At 64.9% G+C, this 17407-nt stretch carries 16 protein-coding genes; 5 read left to right on the forward strand and 11 right to left on the reverse strand.

The window, feature by feature from the left end:
• Positions 1 to 7: 7 nt before the first annotated feature.
• Complete coding sequence (locus tag HOP51_RS08165; RefSeq protein ID WP_234273447.1) at positions 8 to 742, reverse strand: ABC transporter ATP-binding protein; 735 nt, start codon at positions 740 to 742, stop codon at positions 8 to 10.
• Positions 735 to 1976: a lipoprotein-releasing ABC transporter permease subunit gene (locus HOP51_RS08170; protein ID WP_234273565.1), complete on the reverse strand. Its 1242-nt coding sequence runs from the start codon at positions 1974 to 1976 to the stop codon at positions 735 to 737. The genes HOP51_RS08165 and HOP51_RS08170 overlap by 8 nt, the downstream gene beginning before the upstream one ends.
• Before the next feature lie 163 nt (positions 1977 to 2139).
• Here HOP51_RS08170 and HOP51_RS08175 point away from each other — a divergent pair, with 163 nt between their 5' ends.
• The gene (locus HOP51_RS08175) at positions 2140 to 3201 is read left to right on the forward strand and encodes an agmatine deiminase family protein (RefSeq protein WP_234273448.1); all 1062 of its coding nucleotides are present in this window, start codon (positions 2140 to 2142) and stop codon (positions 3199 to 3201) included.
• Positions 3198 to 4100 carry a carbon-nitrogen hydrolase gene (locus HOP51_RS08180; protein WP_234273449.1) on the forward strand — a complete coding sequence of 301 codons (903 nt, stop codon included), beginning with the start codon at positions 3198 to 3200 and terminating at the stop codon, positions 4098 to 4100. Before HOP51_RS08175 ends, HOP51_RS08180 begins: the two co-directional genes overlap by 4 nt.
• Positions 4101 to 4204: 104 nt before the next feature.
• On the opposite strand, the gene HOP51_RS08185 is transcribed toward HOP51_RS08180, so the two are convergent.
• From HOP51_RS08185 to HOP51_RS08200, 4 genes are all read right to left on the reverse strand, one after another.
• Positions 4205 to 5164 carry a Nudix family hydrolase gene (locus tag HOP51_RS08185; RefSeq protein ID WP_234273450.1) on the reverse strand — a complete coding sequence of 320 codons (960 nt, stop codon included), beginning with the start codon at positions 5162 to 5164 and terminating at the stop codon, positions 4205 to 4207.
• A gap of 93 nt (positions 5165 to 5257) precedes the next feature.
• The gene (argJ, locus tag HOP51_RS08190) at positions 5258 to 6487 is read right to left on the reverse strand and encodes a bifunctional glutamate N-acetyltransferase/amino-acid acetyltransferase ArgJ (RefSeq protein WP_234273451.1); all 1230 of its coding nucleotides are present in this window, start codon (positions 6485 to 6487) and stop codon (positions 5258 to 5260) included.
• Between the two features lie 109 nt (positions 6488 to 6596).
• Positions 6597 to 9329, reverse strand: coding sequence for a preprotein translocase subunit SecA (gene secA, locus HOP51_RS08195; RefSeq protein ID WP_234273452.1), 2733 nt, complete (start codon positions 9327 to 9329; stop codon positions 6597 to 6599).
• Between the two features lie 64 nt (positions 9330 to 9393).
• Entirely contained in the window at positions 9394 to 9786 is a 393-nt protein-coding gene (locus HOP51_RS08200; RefSeq protein WP_234273453.1) for a hypothetical protein, read from the reverse strand.
• 99 nt (positions 9787 to 9885) lie between these two features.
• Between HOP51_RS08200 and HOP51_RS08205 the strand changes: the two genes are divergently transcribed.
• Positions 9886 to 10317 (forward strand): DUF721 domain-containing protein, encoded by a 432-nt coding sequence (locus HOP51_RS08205; RefSeq protein ID WP_234273454.1) that lies wholly within the window; start codon positions 9886 to 9888, stop codon positions 10315 to 10317.
• 15 nt (positions 10318 to 10332) lie between these two features.
• On the opposite strand, the gene HOP51_RS08210 is transcribed toward HOP51_RS08205, so the two are convergent.
• Complete coding sequence (locus HOP51_RS08210) at positions 10333 to 10593, reverse strand: hypothetical protein (protein ID WP_234273455.1); 261 nt, start codon at positions 10591 to 10593, stop codon at positions 10333 to 10335.
• A 192-nt stretch (positions 10594 to 10785) separates the two neighbouring features.
• Between HOP51_RS08210 and HOP51_RS08215 the strand changes: the two genes are divergently transcribed.
• Positions 10786 to 11088 (forward strand): winged helix-turn-helix domain-containing protein, encoded by a 303-nt coding sequence (locus HOP51_RS08215; RefSeq protein ID WP_234273456.1) that lies wholly within the window; start codon positions 10786 to 10788, stop codon positions 11086 to 11088.
• On the forward strand, positions 11085 to 12086 hold the full coding sequence (locus HOP51_RS08220) for an alpha/beta fold hydrolase (protein ID WP_234273457.1): 1002 nt from the start codon (positions 11085 to 11087) through the stop codon (positions 12084 to 12086). Before HOP51_RS08215 ends, HOP51_RS08220 begins: the two co-directional genes overlap by 4 nt.
• A gap of 112 nt (positions 12087 to 12198) precedes the next feature.
• On the opposite strand, the gene HOP51_RS08225 is transcribed toward HOP51_RS08220, so the two are convergent.
• The 4 genes from HOP51_RS08225 to HOP51_RS08240 all read right to left on the reverse strand — a co-directional run bounded on the left by HOP51_RS08225 (position 12199) and on the right by HOP51_RS08240 (position 17319).
• Positions 12199 to 14010: an acyl-CoA dehydrogenase C-terminal domain-containing protein gene (locus HOP51_RS08225; protein WP_234273458.1), complete on the reverse strand. Its 1812-nt coding sequence runs from the start codon at positions 14008 to 14010 to the stop codon at positions 12199 to 12201.
• A 329-nt stretch (positions 14011 to 14339) separates the two neighbouring features.
• Positions 14340 to 14792, reverse strand: a complete 453-nt coding sequence (locus HOP51_RS08230; protein WP_234273459.1) for a MarR family winged helix-turn-helix transcriptional regulator — start codon at positions 14790 to 14792, stop codon at positions 14340 to 14342.
• Between the two features lie 78 nt (positions 14793 to 14870).
• Positions 14871 to 15638 carry an SDR family NAD(P)-dependent oxidoreductase gene (locus HOP51_RS08235; RefSeq protein WP_234273460.1) on the reverse strand — a complete coding sequence of 256 codons (768 nt, stop codon included), beginning with the start codon at positions 15636 to 15638 and terminating at the stop codon, positions 14871 to 14873.
• 16 nt (positions 15639 to 15654) lie between these two features.
• On the reverse strand, positions 15655 to 17319 hold the full coding sequence (locus HOP51_RS08240; protein ID WP_234273461.1) for an AMP-binding protein: 1665 nt from the start codon (positions 17317 to 17319) through the stop codon (positions 15655 to 15657).
• Positions 17320 to 17407: the final 88 nt, after the last annotated feature.

The following is a 17407-nucleotide window of genomic DNA, read 5'->3' on the forward strand; positions in this document are numbered from 1 at the left end:
ACGAGCCTCAGGGTTGCTCGGTGAGGCGCCCCCCATCCAACCTCATTACCCGGTCTTGATGCGCGGCAAGCGAAGCATCGTGAGTCACCACCACGAAGGCGCAGTCAGTGGTGCGGGCCAGTTCGTCCATCAACGCGAGGATGCTGGCCGCAGTAGCCTGATCCAGGTTACCGGTCGGCTCGTCCATCAGCACCAGACTGGGGTCGGTGACCAGCGCCCGGGCGATGGCCACGCGCTGACGTTCACCCCCGGAGAGTTCGCCCGGCTTGTGGTCGGCCCGGTGCTCGATGCCCACCTTGACCAGCAGCTCGCGTGCCCTGGCCTCGGCGGCTTTCTTGCGCTGGCCACGCACGACCAGCGGCAGCGCAGCGTTCTCCAATGCGGTGAACTCCGCCAGTAAATGGTGGAACTGATAGACGAAGCCGATGTGGCGATTGCGGAATTTCCCCAGCGCCGCCTCGCCCAGATCCAACAACGATTCACCAGCGATGCTCACCTCGCCATGCGTGGGACGATCGAGCCCTCCCAGCAGGTTGAGCAGCGTGGTCTTGCCCGAACCCGAACTGCCCACCACGGCGACACGCTCTCCCGCCCGTACCTCGAGCGACAGACCATCTAGCACGGTGACGTCCTGCGGCCCCTCGCGATAGACGCGGGTCAGGTCGCGGCAGGCCAGCATCACCTTGCCGCTGGCGGTACGCTGTACGGGGCTTTGCTGGTTTTCGATAGCCGAATCACTCATAGCGCAGAACCTCCGCGGGTTGTACGCGCGAAGCGCGCCAGGCCGGATAAAGCGTGGACAGGAAGGTCAAGCCGAAGGCGGCGGCCACGATATTGCGTACGTCATCCCAATGCAGGCGTGACGGCAAGTCGCTGATGAAATAGACCCCGGCATCGAGGAACTGGATGCCCAGCGCCGACTCCACCCAACCGATCAGGTCGGAGACGGTCAGCGCCAGCAGGATGCCCAGCCCCACGCCGATGGCAATGCCGATCACCCCGATCGCCAGGCCCTGTACCACGAAGATCCCCATGATCGAACGCGGCGTGGCACCGATGGTGCGCAGGATGGCGATGTCGGCATGCTTGTCGGTGACCACCATCACCAGGGTCGAAACAATGTTGAAAGCGGCCACGGCAATGATCACCGTCAGCAGCAGCGCGATCATGCGCTTCTCCATCTGGATGGCCTGGAACAGGTTGCCATGGGAGAAGGTCCAGTCGATACCGCGGTAGCCGGTGCCCAGTTCGTTGATGATGGCGCGGGTTTCCGAGCCGGCGACGAACAGATCGTTCAGCTCGAGACGCAACCCACCCACGGCATCGCCGAGGCGCGCGAGGGTCTGCATGTCCTCGATGTTGGCATAGGCCAGATTGGCATCGAGATCGGCGCCGACGCTGAAGATGCCGCTCACCGTGAAGCGCTTCAACCGCGGGAAGACCCCGGCCGGGGTAATCGAGGCCTCGGGCACCAGCAGCGTGACCCGGTCACCCACCCCCACGCCGAGGTGGCGCGCCAGCAGCGAGCCCAGCACGATGTTCCACTCGCCTGGCTGCAAGTCGTCTAGGCTGCCGCGCTGCATGTGACGGCCGATGATCGAGACGCGATCCTCCCATTCAGGGTGGATACCGTTGACCATGGCCCCCTCGTTATGCCCAGCCACGGAGAACATGCCCTGCTGCTGCACGTAGGGCGCGGCACCGATCACCCGCTCGCGCTGCATCAACCGCTCGGCAAGCGCCTCCCATTCGACCAAGCCACTGCGCGACTCGATCTTGGTATGCGGCACCATACCGAGAATGCGCGTGCGCAGCTCGTGATCGAAGCCGTTCATCACCGAGAGCACCAGGATCAGTACCGCCACGCCCAGCATCAGGCCCAGCATGGAGGTCAGAGATATGAAGGAAATGAAGTGGTTGCGGCGCTTGGCGCGCACATAGCGCAACCCGATCAACAGTGGCAGGCGGTCGAGCATCATCGCGTTCCTTGTCAGAGGGGGCCATGGTACGGTTTTTTGCGCCGCGCTGCATCGGGTGCGCAATCATTCCACGAAGCTTGCATCATCAGTTGCACCGTCCTACATTGCGCCGACTCGCTACCCGGCACCGTCTTAAGACGCGACTCAAGAGGCTTCGTTCATGGCCAACCGCCTGCTTCCCGAATGGCACCTTCAGGATGCCGTCCAGCTCACCTGGCCCAGCCCCACCAGCGACTGGGCACCTTTGCTCGAGCGCATCGAGGCCACCATGGAAGCGATGGTGGTCGCCATCGCACGCTATCAGAGCGTACTGGTGGCGGTGCCCAACAGCGCCACCCGGACCCACCTCAAGCAGCGCTTCGCCAACTTGGGGGTCGATGCTACGCGTCTGCACCTCATGGTGGCCGAGGCCGACGATACCTGGGCCCGGGACCACGGCCCCATCGCCATCGAGCGCGACGGCAGCCCCGTGCTGCTCGACTACGTCTTCACCGGCTGGGGCGGCAAGTTCGAGGCCGGGCGCGACAACCGGCTGACCGGGAAGCTCACCGAGGCCGGCGCTTACGCCTGCCCGGTGGAGAACCGCGATATCGTGCTCGAAGGCGGCGCCATCGATACTGACGGCGAGGGCACCCTGCTCACCACCGAGGCCTGCCTGCTCAACCCCAACCGCAACCCTCAGCTCGACCGCGAGGCGGTGGAAGCCTTGCTCAAGGCCGATTTCGGCGTCGAGCGGGTGCTGTGGTTGGCCAACGGCCACCTGGAAGGCGACGATACCGACAGCCACGTGGACACCCTGGCACGCTTCTGCGACCCGGCCACCATCGCCTACGTGCGCTGCGACGACGAAGCCGACCCACACTACCCGGCCCTGGCCGCCATGGAGGCCGAGCTCAAGGCGTTTCGCCGCGCCGATGGCGAGCCCTATCGCCTGGTGCCGCTGCCGTGGCCGCGTCCCTGCTTCGATCCGGTGGACGGCCACCGGCTGCCGGCCACCTACGCCAATTTCCTGATCGTGAACTCCGCGGTGCTGGTGCCTGTCTATGGTGACGCCGCCGACAGCCAGGCGCTCGCCGCCCTGGCCACCGCCTTCCCCGACCGCGACATCGTGCCGATCGATTGCCTGAGCGTGATCCGCCAGCACGGCAGCCTGCATTGCCTCACCATGCAGCTCCCTCGAGGCAGCCTGAACGCCGCAACACAGCAAGGAGAAACCTCATGACCCGCACTCTCAAGGTTGGCCTGGTCCAGCAACAAGCCTGGCCCGACAAGAGCAAGAGCCTGGCCGAGAGCGAGGCCGGCGTACGCGAGCTGGCTGCCGCGGGCGCCGAGCTGGTGCTGCTTCAGGAGCTGCATGCCACGCACTATTTCTGCCAGTATGAGGCCACCGAGCTGTTCGACCTGGCCGAGCCGCTGGACGGCCCCACCGGCCAGCGCCTGGCAGCGCTCGCGGCCGAACTCGGCATCGTCCTGGTGGGCTCGCTGTTCGAACGCCGCGCCCCGGGTCTCTACCACAATACCGCCGTGGTCTACGACCGCGACCGCGGCCAGGTAGGCGTTTATCGCAAGATGCACATCCCCGACGATCCGGGCTTCTACGAGAAGTTCTACTTCGCCCCGGGTGATCATGACGACAGCCGCAAGCAGGGCTTCCAGCCCATCGACACCTCGGTGGGCCGGCTGGGGCTTTTGGTGTGCTGGGACCAGTGGTATCCGGAAGCGGCGCGCCTGATGGCACTGGCCGGTGCGGAAGTGCTGCTCTACCCCACCGCCATCGGCTGGAGCCCCGCCGACGACGACGGCGAGAAGTCACGCCAGAAGGAGGCCTGGACACTGATCCAGCGCAGCCATGCGGTGGCCAACGGGCTGCCGGTGATCGTCGCCAACCGCGTCGGCCACGAACCGGATCACTCCGGCGTCGGCGGCGGTATCGACTTCTGGGGCGGCAGCTTCGTTGCTGGCCCTCAGGGCGAGCTGCTGGCCCACGCCGGCACCGAGGCCCAGCGCCTGCTGGTCACCCTGGACATGAGCCGCGGCGAGGACGTACGGCGCATCTGGCCCTACCTGCGCGACCGCCGTATCGACGCCTATGACGATCTGACCCGGCGCTACCGGGATTGAAGTGAGCCGTGAGCCACGTACCAGCATAAGCGGCTCTGGGGTAAGCCCATAAAAAACCCACCGCTGCTAAAGCATGCGGTGGGTTTTTTCGTTTACCGCCGGGTTCAGGCGTCCGGCGCTTTCCAGAAATCGCGGATCGAGGCGATCCCCTGGGCGCCTACGGCGCGGGCGTGGTTGGCGTCGTAGCGGGTCATGCCCCCCAGCGCGAACACCGGCATGGCAGCACGCTCCACCAACTGCTGGAAGTCGTGCCAGCCCATCGGCGCCACTTCGGGATGCGACGGCGTGGTGCGCAGCGGCGACAAAGTGACGAAGTCGCAGCCGATACGAGCAGCCTGACCGAGCTGCTTGTGATCGTGGGTCGAGGCTGCCAGCCATTTGCTCTCGGCAATGGGCCGCCGCTCCAGGCTCATCAGCCGCTCACTGGTCAGGTGGATGCCATCGGCATCCACCCCGTTCAACAGTTCCGGCTCGGCGTTTAGCAACAGGCGCGCCCCATGCCGGCGACACAGCGCCAGGGCGCGCTCGGCACGCGCCAGGTAAGCGGCTTCATCCAGGGTCTTGGCCCGCAACTGGACCAGACGCACACCATCCTCCACCAGCGCCCGCTCGAGACAGGCATCGAACACCGACTCGTCGGACTCTTCAGCAGTGATCAGGTATTCGGTCGGCAGCATCACCGCCTGCAGGATCGGCAGGTTGGCCGCCGGGAACGGGTAGTTGACCAGTTCATCGAGTGGCACCCAGCGCACCGCCTGCCCCTCTCGCCCGAACGGCTCGCCGCTGAACTCATGTACCTGCCAGACATCGAGCAGGATGTGCTTGTCCGGGTACTCGTGGTGCACGCGGATCAGCGGCTGCGCGCGCCGGATCTCCACCCCAAGCTCCTCGTGGAGTTCACGCTTGAGACCTTCCAGGCCAGTCTCGTAGGGCGCCAGCTTGCCGCCGGGAAACTCCCACAAGCCGCCATGATCGACATTGGAGGGGCGGCGGGCGATGAGCGCCTTCTGGCCATCGCTGCTGATGATGGCGGCAGCCGCCACGTGCACCCTTCTCTTCACCATTACGTTCATTGACTCCTACCCACTGGTCCCGCATCGGCATACGCGCTGCGGGGCTGATATTCTTGCGTTACGGCCCTGTCCAGTAGCGCTGGTCTAGCTGCGATAGTCCGCGTTGATGCTCACGTAGTCGTGGGAAAGGTCGGTGGTCCACACCGTGGCGCTTTCTGCGCCCCGTCCCAGCGCAATTCGAATGACGATCTCCGCTTCACGCATCACTCGGCTACCCTGCTCCTCGGTATAGCCGGCGGCCCTGCCGCCATTTTCCACCAGCCTCACGTCGCCCAGGTCGATGGTCACCTGCTCGACGTCGAAGTCGCGCACCGGAGCACGTCCAACCGCCGCCAGGATGCGCCCCCAGTTGGCATCGGAAGCGAACAGCGCCGTCTTGACCAGCGGCGAATGCGCCACGGTGAAGGCCACCTCCCGCGCCTCCTCGCGGCTTGCCGCCTCCTGGACCTGCAGGGTGACGAACTTGGTGGCCCCCTCGCCGTCACGCACGATCGCCTGGGCCAGTTCGGTCATTACCCGCTGCAGCCCATTGCGGAACACGGCAACCTCTTCGTCGCTGGCGACCGTGGCACCACGGCCGGTGGCGATCAACATGCAGGCATCGTTGGTCGAGGTGTCGCCATCGACGGTGATGCAGTTGAACGAGCGATCCACCGTCTCGCGCAGCAGCGAATCGAGCAGCTTCTGCTCGATGGCGGCATCGGTGGCGACGAAAGCCAGCATGGTCGCCATGTTGGGCTTGATCATGCCCGAGCCCTTGCTGATACCGTTGATGGTGACCGTGCGCCCATCCAGTTCCAGGGTAACGCTGGCTCCCTTGGGCCGCGTATCGGTGGTAAGGATACCCTCGCCAGCCTGCCGCCACGCTTCGTCGCCGGCGCCAAGCGCATCCAATGCCGGCGACAGGCCACCCAGCAGCCTCTCCATGGGCAGCGGCTCGCCGATTACCCCGGTAGAGAACGGCAGTACGCTATCCTCGGGCACACCGGCGAGCCTGGCCAGCTCGGCGCAGGTCGCCCGGGCATCGCGGAGTCCGATCTGGCCGGTGCCGGCGTTGGCGTTGCCAGTGTTGATCACCAGCAGACGAGCCCCCTCGCCACGCGCCTGACAGGCTGCCAAGTGCTCCTTGGCTACGGTGACGGGAGCGGCGCAGAAGGCATTGAGGGTAAAGCTGCCCGCCACCCGCGCTCCCTCGGCAATCTCGATCACCACCAGGTCGCGCCGGCCAGGCTTCTTGATGCCGGCCATGGCAGTACCCAGGCGCAGTCCTTCGATGACCGGCATGGCCGGAAAACGTGTCTCACCCACCGCCATGGAAAGTTCACTCCTCAGTTAACAGGTCGGCCTAAGCACCACGTACAAGTGCCGTACGCACCCGACGCCTCAGATGAGTCGTCAGGCACACGGTGCGGAGGCATTCGGCTCAGCTCAGTTGGCCGCAGCACTGCTTGTATTTCTTCCCCGACCCACAGGGGCAGGGATCGTTGCGTCCCACCTTGGGCCCTTCACGGCGCACGGGGCGCCCATCGGCTGCCGCCGGAGCGGTCTGCGCTTCGCCCTCGGCGAGCTCCGGGGCATCGTGGCGACTCGCAGCCGCAGCCTTCTCGCGCTCCAACGCTTCACGTCGCTGGCGCTCCAGCTCGTCGACCTCCTCCGGCCGACGCACCTGCACATGGCTGGTGATCCGCGTGATATCGGCCTTGATATTGGTCAGCAGCGTCTGGAACAGCTCGAAGGACTCGCGCTTGTACTCCTGCTTGGGATTCTTCTGAGCATAGCCACGCAGATGGATCCCGCGGCGCAGGTGGTCCATCGACTGCAGATGCTCCTTCCAGCGCGTATCGAGCACCTGCAGCATGATCTGCTTCTCGAAGCGGCGCATCAGCTCGGCACCCGCCGTATCGATTTTCTCCTGATAGATCCCGCGATGCATCTCATGCAGGCGCTCGCGCAGCTGCTCTTCGTGGAAGCGCTCGTCCTGTTCGGACCACTCCACTACCGGTGCCTCGAGGTTGAACTCGGTCTTGAGGTGCTCCTGCAGACCAGCCAGGTCCCACTGCTCAGGCAGGCTCTGCGGCGGCACGAACTCACTGATGGCGAGATCGAGCACTTCGTCGCGTATGCCCAGCACGTTTTCGGAGACATCCTCAGCGGCCAGGATCTCGTTACGCTGCTCGTAGATCACACGACGCTGGTCATTGGCCACGTCGTCGTACTCGAGCAGCTGCTTGCGGATGTCGAAGTTGCGACTCTCGACTTTCTTCTGCGCCCGCTCCACGGCGTTGGTGACCATCTTGTGTTCGATGGCCTCGCCGCGCTCTAGGCCCAGCGCTTTCATCATGCGCTGCACGCGATCGGAGCCGAACAGCCGCATCAGGCTGTCTTCCATGGAGAGGAAGAAGCGCGTCGAGCCCGGGTCCCCCTGACGCCCGGCACGTCCGCGCAGTTGGTTGTCGATACGCCGCGACTCGTGGCGCTCGGAGCCGATCACGTGCAGGCCGCCAGCCTCCAGCACCGCCTCGTGACGAATCCGCCATTCCTCGCGCAGCTTTTCGACCTGCTCCTCGGTGGGGTTCTCGAGCTTGGCTGCCTCGGCCTCCCAGTTGCCGCCCAGCACGATGTCGGTACCGCGACCGGCCATGTTGGTGGCAATGGTGATGGCACCGGGGCGCCCCGCCTGGGCGATGATCTCGGCCTCGCTCTGGTGCTGCTTGGCGTTGAGCACGTTGAAGCTCAGCCCTTCCTGCTTCATCAGCCCGGCCAGGTATTCGGAGGTTTCGATCGATGCGGTACCCACCAGCACCGGCCGCCCGGCCTCGGTTTCGGCCTTGACGTCCTTGATGATCGCTTCGAACTTCTCCTCTGCCGAGAGGTAGACCAGGTCGTTGAGATCGCGACGAACCAGCGGCCGGTTGGTAGGAATCACCACTACGTCCAGGCCGTAGATCTGGCGGAATTCGAAGGCCTCGGTATCGGCGGTGCCGGTCATACCGGCCAGCTTGTCGTAGAGGCGGAAGTAGTTCTGGAAGGTGGTCGAAGCCAGCGTCTGGCTTTCGCGCTGTACCGGTACCCCCTCCTTGGCCTCGACCGCCTGGTGCAAGCCCTCGGACCAGCGCCGACCCGGCATGGTGCGACCGGTATGCTCGTCGACGATCACCACCTGGTTATTGGCAACGATATAGTCGACGTCTCGATGGTAGAGATGGCGGGCACGCAGCGCGGAATGCATGTGGTGCAGCAGGTTGAGGTTCTGGGCGGCGTAGAGCGAGTCCTCTTCCCCCAGCAGCCCCTCGGCACGCATCAGCTCCTCGACCTTGCTGTGGCCGGCCTCGGTGATCTCGACCTGCTTGTGCTTCTCCTCGAGCATGAAGTCGCCACTGACGGGAGCATCGGCGTCTTCGGAGACCTCGCCCTTCTCCAGTTGGGCAGCCAGGCGGTCGACCACCTTGTAGAGTTCGGTGTTCTCGTCCACCGCGCCGGAGATGATCAACGGCGTGCGCGCCTCGTCGATCAGGATCGAGTCCACCTCGTCGACGATGGCGAAGCTCAGGCCACGCTGGACCTTGTCCTCCAGCGAAAAGGCCATGTTGTCGCGCAGATAGTCGAAGCCGTACTCGTTGTTGGTGCCATAGGTGATGTCGCTGGCATAGGCGGCGCGCTTCTCCTCGGCGGTCTGGCCGGCATAGATGACACCGACGGAAAGGCCGAGGAATTCGTACAGCGGCCGCATCCACTCGGCATCACGCCGGGCTAGGTAGTCGTTCACGGTTACCACGTGGACGCCGTTGCCCGGCAGCGCGTTGAGATAGACCGCCAGGGTGGCCACGAGCGTCTTGCCCTCACCGGTCTTCATTTCGGCGATGCGCCCGCGGTGCAACGTCATGCCGCCGATCATCTGCACGTCGAAGTGGCGCATGTTCATGACGCGCTTACTGGCCTCGCGTACCGTGGCGAACGCTTCGGGCAACAGCGTATCGAGGTTCTCGCCTGCGGTCAGGCGCTGGCGGAACTCCTCGGTGCGCGCCTGGAGCGCGGCGTCATCGAGCGCTTCGAACTGCGGTTCCAGCGTATTGATCTGCGCTACCTGGCGTTGCATGCGCTTGACTTCGCGGTCGTTCTTGGAGCCGACGACCTTACGTAACAATGTATTGATCATGAAATGTCCATGTCTGCGTGTCGCGGTCAGCCGGCACCATGCAAGGCTGGCAGGAAGCCAGCCGCTACCGGCCGCATTCGATGGGAACTGGAACGCGATGCACGCGTGGCGGACCACGACGCGTCAGGACGTCATGGGCGGCTGCCCAGCGGCACGGTAGCGGGGCCGTGCGCGGCGGCACGATACGCCTTGTCGGAGCCCTCCGGCGACGCGGCCAGTGGGGCAAGGCCCGTCGGCGCGCCACGTAGCGGCAACGCGCACGCATCAACGTCGGGGCGAGAATACAGGTCTGCACCACCCGCTCGGCCAGACGCAGCGTTTCCGCCTGGGTCAGGCCGGCGGGCAGCAGGCAGCTCACCAGCAGGCCCGCCAGCCACCAGCGCGACCGCTGGCGATAGCGCGACGTCACAGCCGGCGGGCTGGCGACGCTACGATCCTGTGGCTGGGCGGCGGTCATGCTGTCGCTGATCTCCGAGCGTGCTAGGCTTGGCGTGTGTTGAAATGGCCGAGAAACAAGCCCATGAGTATAAAGGTTAAGCGCTCACGAGCACAGCCCATGTCTCGCCTGCTGGGCGGCAATGGCGAGCTGGCACCGCTGATGCGCACGGCAAGGCTGATCGGCCAGGCGCAACAGCACCTGCGCGAGCACCTTCCGGCAGAGGTGCGCGAGCACCTGTTCGTGGGGGGGTACCGTGACGGCAAGCTGACCCTGCTCACCGACCGCGCCGTATGGCTGACCTGGCTGCGCTACGAACAGCCGAGACTGCTCGAGCTGCTGCACCAGTTGCCGGAATTCAGCGCTGTCAGCGGCTTTGCCCTCAAGGTGCGCCCCGTGCGGCCGCTCAAGGTACCGCCACGCCAGGTGCGCTCACTGCCGGTGCCGGCTGCCGACGAGATTTCCGCCTGCGCGGCGGACGTCGAGGACCCTCGGCTCAAGGGCGCCCTCGAACGGCTCGCCTCCCATGCCGAGCGCAACGACCAACGCTAGCTGCCGGTGGCAGACTCACGCCAGGCGATAGGTGATGCCATCCACTTCCACTTCGCGAATGTCACCATAAGAGACGGTGACACCGTTGAGATCGCCGGGCTCTCCCTCGTGCTCCATTAGCGTCGTTTCAGGCACGACCTTCACCCCGGTGGCTCCCACATGCTGGATACGTGCCGAGAAGCGCTTACCTTCGCGTTCGATCACGACTCGCTCGCCGAACATGCAGCGCCCCACCTGAGCCAGCAGCTCTGCCTCGTCTACCTGTTTGACCGCCATGCGTCCTCCTTGAATGGCGCCGGCCGGCTACCGGCGCGGTCTTGAGTCAATGCCCTTCTCCCTCACTTTAGGAGATGACCGCTCACCACGACACCCGCTCTGTGCCGGGCTGGAGCAGAGCCTTCCTCCAACGCTATGCTGAGAACGCTGCGGATCGATGGCAGCCACTTCTCACCCGCCCGCGGAGACTTCATGGCGCTCAGTAAAACCCAGTCCAGCTTCTACCGTCGCCTTTACCTTGCCCATCTGATCGAATGTGGGGTTGCCAGCGTGCCGGCGATCATCGCAGCCACCGGCATGCCCCGGCGCACCGCCCAAGATACGCTCAAGGCACTCGAGGAACTGGACATTCGCTGCGAGTTCAAGCCGACCCCGGGGGAACGCCATAACAGCGGGCAGTACGAGATCGCCGACTGGGGGCCCATCGATCGCGCCTGGGTGGCACAGCACGCCGAACGGCTCCGTCACGCCCTGGGCTATCCTGCGCTGGCATGAATCGGATCGGTCTCATTGCCCTGGCGTTTCTCCCCCTGCTGGCCGGCTGTGCCGGTCCGGTGTTGCAAACTCCGGGCCCTGTTCAGAGTACACCTCAACTGACGCCCTACCAGGTCATTGCCGACGACGGCTATCGCCTGCGGCTGCGTCATTGGCCCGCAGCGGGCGAGACACGAGCGATGGTGTTGGCGGTACACGGCTTCAATGACCATGCCGGAAGCTTCGAGCTCCTGGCCAGCGCCCTTACCCCGCATGGCATCGAGGTCTTTGCTCACGACCAGCGCGGCTTCGGCACCACGCATCAGCGCCGCCTGTGGGCCGGCCACGAACGCTTGAGCGATGACGTGGTCATGCTCGCCAGGCTACTGAGTGAGCACCACCCTGATACCCCGCTCTACCTCGTCGGCAAGAGCATGGGTGCGGCCGTGGCGCTACTTGCCATGGCCGCCGACGAGGCGCCTCCAGTCGACGGCAGCGTGTTGATTTCCCCCGCGGTGTGGGGCAAGCAGACCATGCCCTGGTACCAGCGGCTTGGATTATGGCTGGGCGTGCGTCTGATGCCCCAGGCTACCTTCTCGGTACGCACCACCCAGCGCCTGGGCATCGAGCCGACCGACGACGAAGAGATCAAACGGCTGCTGGCCAGCGACCCGCTGATTCTGCGCAGCGCCCGCATCGATACTCTCGATGGCCTGACCCTCACCATGAGCCTGGCCCTCGAAGCATCCGAACGGCTTCCCTCGCCCGCGCTGGTGCTCTATGGCAACGAGGATCAGGTCATCCCCGCCGAAGCCTACTGCGCCCTGCTGGCACGCCTGCCGAACGACGAAGCGATACGCCTGGCGTTCTATCCCGACGGCTATCACATGCTCACACGCTACAGCCAGCGTGAACGCACCGAGCAGGACCTCGCGGCCTGGCTGCTCGACCCGACTGCCGAGCTGCCCTCGGGTTTCGAGGTGGCAAGCGAGATTGTGCTGGCCATGTGGTGTGACTGAGCCCCGCCCTCGGCAAGGCACGCGGCGTCACGAGGACGAAAAAAAGCGGCGGGCACAACCCGCCGCGAAACACCGATCAGTCGCACTGACCAAGAGAGATGCCCGGTATCGCTCAGATCTCGAAGCCGAGACCGAACTCCTCCGCCGACAGCGCCATCAGCGGCTCGGCACCAGCCTGAATACACTGGACGTGGGCGCGGGTGCGCGGCAGCAAACGCTGGAAGTAGAAGCGCGCCGTCTTGACTTTGGCCTCGTAGAAGGCCGCTTCGCCGCTGCCCGCCGCCAGTGCTTCCCGGGCCTGCTTGGCAGCACGAGCGAAAAGGTAGGCTAGCGTCACGTAGCCGGAGTACATCAGGTAGTCGACGCTGGCCGCTCCGACTTCCTCGCGGTCGCTCATGGCCTTCATGCCGATGCCCATGGTCAACTCGCCCCACTCGGCGTTGAGCTTGGCCAGCGGCGCGACGAATTCGGCCAGCTCGGCATTGCCCTCTTCGGCCTTGCAGAACTTGTGGATCTCCTTGGTGAAGACCTTGAGGCTCTCGCCCTGGCTCATCAGCACCTTGCGGCCCAGCAGGTCGAGGGCCTGGATGCCGGTGGTGCCTTCATAAAGGCGCGTGATACGCGAATCGCGCACCAGTTGCTCCATGCCCCACTCCTGGATGAAGCCGTGGCCACCGAAGACCTGCACGCCCTCGTTGGTGGCCTCGAAACCCACCTCGGTGAGAAACGCCTTGACGATCGGCGTCAGCAGCCCCAGTAGGGTTTCGGCGCGCTCGCGCTCGGCGGCATCCTGGCCATGCTCGACGATATCGAGCAATTGGGCGGTATACAGCACCAGCATCCGGCCACCCTCGGCAAAGGCCTTCTGGGTCAGCAGCATGCGCCGCACGTCAGGGTGCACGATGATCGGGTCGGCGGGCTTCTCGGGTGCCTGCGGGCCGGAGAGAGCACGCATCTGCAGGCGATCGCGGGCATAGGCCAGCGCGTTCTGGAAGCTCGCCTCTGTCAGGCCCAGCCCCTGGATGCCCACGCCCAGGCGCGCGGCATTCATCATGGTGAACATGCAGGCCAGTCCCTTGTTGGGCGGACCAACGAGGAAACCGCGCGCGGCATCGAAGTTCATCACGCAGGTGGCATTGCCGTGGATGCCCATCTTGTGCTCCAGCGAGCCACAGCTCACCCCGTTACGCTCGCCGGGGTTACCCTCAGCGTCGGGCAGAAACTTGGGCACCACGAACAGCGAGATGCCCTTGGAACCCTCGGGCGCATCGGGAAGCTTGGCCAGCACCAAGTGGACGATGTTCTCGGCCAGGTCGTGCTCACCGGCGGAGATGAAGATCTTGGTGCCGCTGATTTCGTAGGCGCCATCGGCGGTGGGCACGGCACGGGTCTTGATCAATCCCAGATCGGTGCCGCAATGCGGCTCGGTGAGACACATGGTGCCGGTCCACACGCCTTCCACCAGCTTGGTGAGGTAGGTGGCTTGCTGCTCTTCGGTGCCATGATGGCGCAGCGCGTCGGCAGCGCCATGGGACAGACCGGGATACATGCCCCAGGCCAGGTTGGTGGAACACACCATCTCGTTCAGCACCATGGCCAGCGAGTGCGGCAGCCCCTGGCCACCGTGAGCGGGCTCCGCCGCCAGGCTCGGCCAACCGCCTTCGACGTACTGCTGGTAGGCCTCCTTGAAGCCCTTGGGCGCCTTTACCTCGCCTCCTTCCAGCAAGCAACCTTCCTGATCGCCACTCTGGTTCAGCGGCAGCAGCACCTCGCGGGCAAAGCGAGCGCCCTCCTCGAGAATGGCGGCTACCACGTCTGGTGTCGCCTCTTCACCGCCCGGCAGGCGGGCGTAATGAGCCGGATAGTCCAGCATTTCGTCCATCACGAAACGAAGATCGCGCAGGGGGGCCTGATAATCGGGCATCTCTACTCTCCAGAAAGGTCGCCGAAAAGGTCGCCTGAAGCCGGGCGTGGGAAAGCAGCAGCCGCCGCTTTCAAACATGTGTTTGAAACTAGCTCGCAAGAGGCGCTGAGTCAAGCGCTCGTTTTAATCTTTTCCCTTACCCTGTCAGCCCAGCGACTTCGCCACGACAATCCTGAAGACTTTTATATAGTGGCGCATGAAATACATGTGCAAAATAATCTTGCACACATAGCAATTGGCATAATAGTGCATGGGTGTGGGCAGGGAGAATTTCCCTTACGGGATGGAGCCAGCCTGGCTTCAGCCTCCCCTGAAGAAGACGACGCAGGTCAGGGCATGGACTCCAGTAACCGCTCACGCAGCGCTTCCAGTCGCGCCTTGAGCTCGGCAATCTCTTCGGGCGGTTGGCCGCTGGCCATGATCACGCAGTCAGGGATCTCCTGGGCACGTGTTTGCAATGCCCGCCCCTGCTCGGTGAGGAACAGCTCGACGACCCGTTCGTCGCGGCGGCTGCGCACCCGCCGGAGCAGACCATCGGCCTCGAGACGCTTGAACACGGGGGTGAGCGAGCCGGTATCGGTCATCAGGCAGCGGCTGATGGCACCGGCACTCTGACCGTCCTGCTGCCACAGGGCGAGCAATACCAGATACTGCGGATAGGTGAGGCCAAGCCCCTGCAGCAGGGGCTTGTAGAACTTGGTCATCAGCAGCGACGTCGTGTACAGCGTGAAACAGAGCTGATTGTCGAGCCGAAGATCGGAGCCGGACTCCTGGCTGGCCATGTGGCGCTCCCCTGTAATATTTCATGCGCCCTACGCTAGCGCGCCAGCCAGTACCTGCCAAGGCGCCCCTACCAACGCTCACTGCATGCGAATACCGCCATCGAGACGAATCACTTCACCGTTGAGCATGGTGTTGGTGATGATCTGTTCGGCCAGGCGAGCGAATTCGTCGGGCTCCCCCAAGCGCTTGGGAAACGGCACCGAGGCGGCCAGGGCCTTGGCGGCCTCGTCGGGAATCTCGCTCATCATTGGCGTCTGGAACACGCCGGGGGCGATTGCCATCACCCGGATACCATGGCGCGACAGCTCCCGTGCCGCCGGCAAGCTCATGCCCACCACCCCGGCCTTGGAGGCGCTGTAGGCACATTGGCCCACCTGACCGTCGAAGGCGGCGATGGAGGCGGTATTGACGATGATGCCGCGCTCGCCGTCGTCGCTCGGCACATTCTTCGCCATGGCTGCGGCAGCCAGCCGCATCACGTTGAAGGTGCCCACCAAGTTGATCTGCACGGTACGCGCGTAGGCATCGAGATCGGCAGGATTACCTTCCCGATCGACCAGCTTGGCCACGCTGACCACCCCGGCGCAGTGCACCACGCCGGCCAGCCCCCCTTCCCCACCCAAGGCGACGGCGGCGTCCACTGCCGCCTGCATGTCGGCCGCCGAGGTGACATCGCCACGTACCGCGCGGGCGGCCTCTCCGAGTTTTTCGGCGTAGACCTCGGCGGCCTCGCTCAGGTCGCAGAGCACCACCCGGCCACCGCCGGCAACGAGCCGCTCGGCCGTGGCCGCTCCCAACCCGGAGGCGGCGCCGGTGATCAGAAAGGTACGGTCCTTCACTTGCATGGGGTTGTCTCCCGGTTCATTTGGCTGCCTCAGCCTTCTCGGCGGCATCGGCGCGCAGCTTGAAGCGCTGTATCTTGCCGCTGGGTGTCTTGGGCAGGGCGTCGACGAACTCGATCACCCGAGGAAAGGCGTGAGTGGAGAGCCGTTCGCGTACCCGCTGTCGAATCTCCTCGGCCAGCTCGTCGCTCGCCTCGAAGCCCTCGCGCAGCACCACATAGGACTTGATGATCTCGCCACGGATCTCGTCGGGCTGACCTACCGCGGCGGACTCCGCCACAGCCGGATGGGTCAGCACGGTGTTCTCCACGTCGGTGGGCCCCACGCGGTAACCGGCGGTGGTAATGATGTCGTCGTCGCGGCCGGCAAATTGGAAGGTGCCGTCCTCGTTGCGAATCACCACGTCGCCGGTCAGGTAGTAACCCTTGGCGAAGGGATGCTTCTCCTGCCAGGTATAGCCTTGGAAGAAGTGCGCCGGTGAGCGCTCGATGTCCACCGCCAGCACGCCGGGCTCGCCCGGGGGCAACTCGTTGTACTCGGCGTCAAGAATGGCCAGGCGGTAGCCGGGCATCGGCACGCCCATGGCGCCAACGTGCTTGGGATGCTCCAGGGCATGATGGTTGCAGCAGGTCATGCCGGTCTCGGTCTGGCCGTAGTGATCCATCACCGGACAGCCCAGCGAGCGTTCGACCCAGGTCACCACTTCAGTGTTGAGCGGCTCGCCGGCGGAGCTGGCCACGCGTAGCTCGAGGCTCTCGTGGGCGCTATCGAACAGGCCCGAGGCCTTCATCAGGCGGTAAGCGGTGGGTGCGGCGGCGAAGTTGGTGATACGGTGACGCTGCATGAACGCAAGCGCGCCCTCGGCGCTGAAGCCCGCCTCGCAGAAATGCGTGGTCACACCCAGCAGCAGCGGTCCGGCAATGGCGTAGTAGAGCCCGTAGGCCCAACCGGGGTCGGCCATGTTCCAGAAGCGGTCGCTCTCGCGCAGATCAATGGCGAGCTCCATGTAGAGCGCGAAGGCCGGCATGCCGGAGAGCGGCACCGCCACGCCCTTGGGCTTGCCCACGGTGCCCGAGGTGAACATCTGCAGGAACGGTGCCTCCGGCGAGAGCCGCGGCGGAGTGGCCTGAATCGGCGCGTGTGCCAGCGCCTCGCTCCAGTCGAGGTCAGCGGCGTGCCCTTCACTCGGGCCGCCCACGGCCAGCACCGGTGGGCACTGCGACAGTCCGTCGAACTTGAAGCGGTTGGCATGGTCGGTGATCACCAGTTTGGTGTCGGCGCGGCCCAGTCGGTAGTCGACGGCATCGGGGCCAAAGGCGGTGAACAAGGGCTGATAGACCGCCCCAATACGCCAGGTAGCCAGCACCGCAACCAGCAACTCGGGCGAGCGTGGCAGCATGCAGGCGATGCGGTCACCGACGCCGAGGCCACGCTCGGCGAACCAGCCGGCCAGCCGAGCGCTCTTCACCTCGAGCTCGGCGTAGGTGAGCCGGCTCACGTTGCCTTGGGCATCCTCGTGGACCAACGCTGATACTTCACCCCGGCCTGCACGCAGATGGCGGCCGCAGCAGGACTCGTAGGCATTGAACTTGCCGTCGCCGTGATCATCGAGGCGACCAATGACCTCATCGATGGAGAAACGCTCGTAGTATGTGGAATACGCAGGAAGGATTGGCGTGCTCATTGACTGCCCTCGTGTGCCGGATTGTGCTTGTTGTTGGACTCTTACTGCTTAGATGCCGTTGACGTAAGCGTCAACCTAGCAAACGCTA

The organism is Billgrantia zhangzhouensis (genome assembly GCF_021404465.1).
GTDB classification, from domain to species: Bacteria; Pseudomonadota; Gammaproteobacteria; order Pseudomonadales; family Halomonadaceae; genus Halomonas; species Halomonas zhangzhouensis.

Bases quoted from the DNA above. Each gene is read 5' to 3' on its own strand.
- HOP51_RS08170 (WP_234273565.1), bottom strand. From the start codon at position 1,976: ATGCTCGACCGCCTGCCACTGTTGATCGGGTTGCGCTATGTGCGCGCC.
- secA (WP_234273452.1), bottom strand. From the start codon at position 9,329: ATGATCAATACATTGTTACGTAAGGTCGTCGGCTCCAAGAACGACCGC.
- HOP51_RS08215 (WP_234273456.1), top strand. From the start codon at position 10,786: ATGGCGCTCAGTAAAACCCAGTCCAGCTTCTACCGTCGCCTTTACCTT.
- HOP51_RS08180 (WP_234273449.1), top strand. From the start codon at position 3,198: ATGACCCGCACTCTCAAGGTTGGCCTGGTCCAGCAACAAGCCTGGCCC.
- HOP51_RS08225 (WP_234273458.1), bottom strand. From the start codon at position 14,010: ATGCCCGATTATCAGGCCCCCCTGCGCGATCTTCGTTTCGTGATGGAC.
- HOP51_RS08240 (WP_234273461.1), bottom strand. From the start codon at position 17,319: ATGAGCACGCCAATCCTTCCTGCGTATTCCACATACTACGAGCGTTTC.
- HOP51_RS08175 (WP_234273448.1), top strand. From the start codon at position 2,140: ATGGCCAACCGCCTGCTTCCCGAATGGCACCTTCAGGATGCCGTCCAG.
- HOP51_RS08165 (WP_234273447.1), bottom strand. From the start codon at position 742: ATGAGTGATTCGGCTATCGAAAACCAGCAAAGCCCCGTACAGCGTACC.
- HOP51_RS08210 (WP_234273455.1), bottom strand. From the start codon at position 10,593: ATGGCGGTCAAACAGGTAGACGAGGCAGAGCTGCTGGCTCAGGTGGGG.
- argJ (WP_234273451.1), bottom strand. From the start codon at position 6,487: ATGGCGGTGGGTGAGACACGTTTTCCGGCCATGCCGGTCATCGAAGGA.
- HOP51_RS08220 (WP_234273457.1), top strand. From the start codon at position 11,085: ATGAATCGGATCGGTCTCATTGCCCTGGCGTTTCTCCCCCTGCTGGCC.
- HOP51_RS08205 (WP_234273454.1), top strand. From the start codon at position 9,886: ATGTCTCGCCTGCTGGGCGGCAATGGCGAGCTGGCACCGCTGATGCGC.
- HOP51_RS08235 (WP_234273460.1), bottom strand. From the start codon at position 15,638: ATGCAAGTGAAGGACCGTACCTTTCTGATCACCGGCGCCGCCTCCGGG.
- HOP51_RS08230 (WP_234273459.1), bottom strand. From the start codon at position 14,792: ATGGCCAGCCAGGAGTCCGGCTCCGATCTTCGGCTCGACAATCAGCTC.
- HOP51_RS08200 (WP_234273453.1), bottom strand. From the start codon at position 9,786: ATGACCGCCGCCCAGCCACAGGATCGTAGCGTCGCCAGCCCGCCGGCT.
- HOP51_RS08185 (WP_234273450.1), bottom strand. From the start codon at position 5,164: ATGGTGAAGAGAAGGGTGCACGTGGCGGCTGCCGCCATCATCAGCAGC.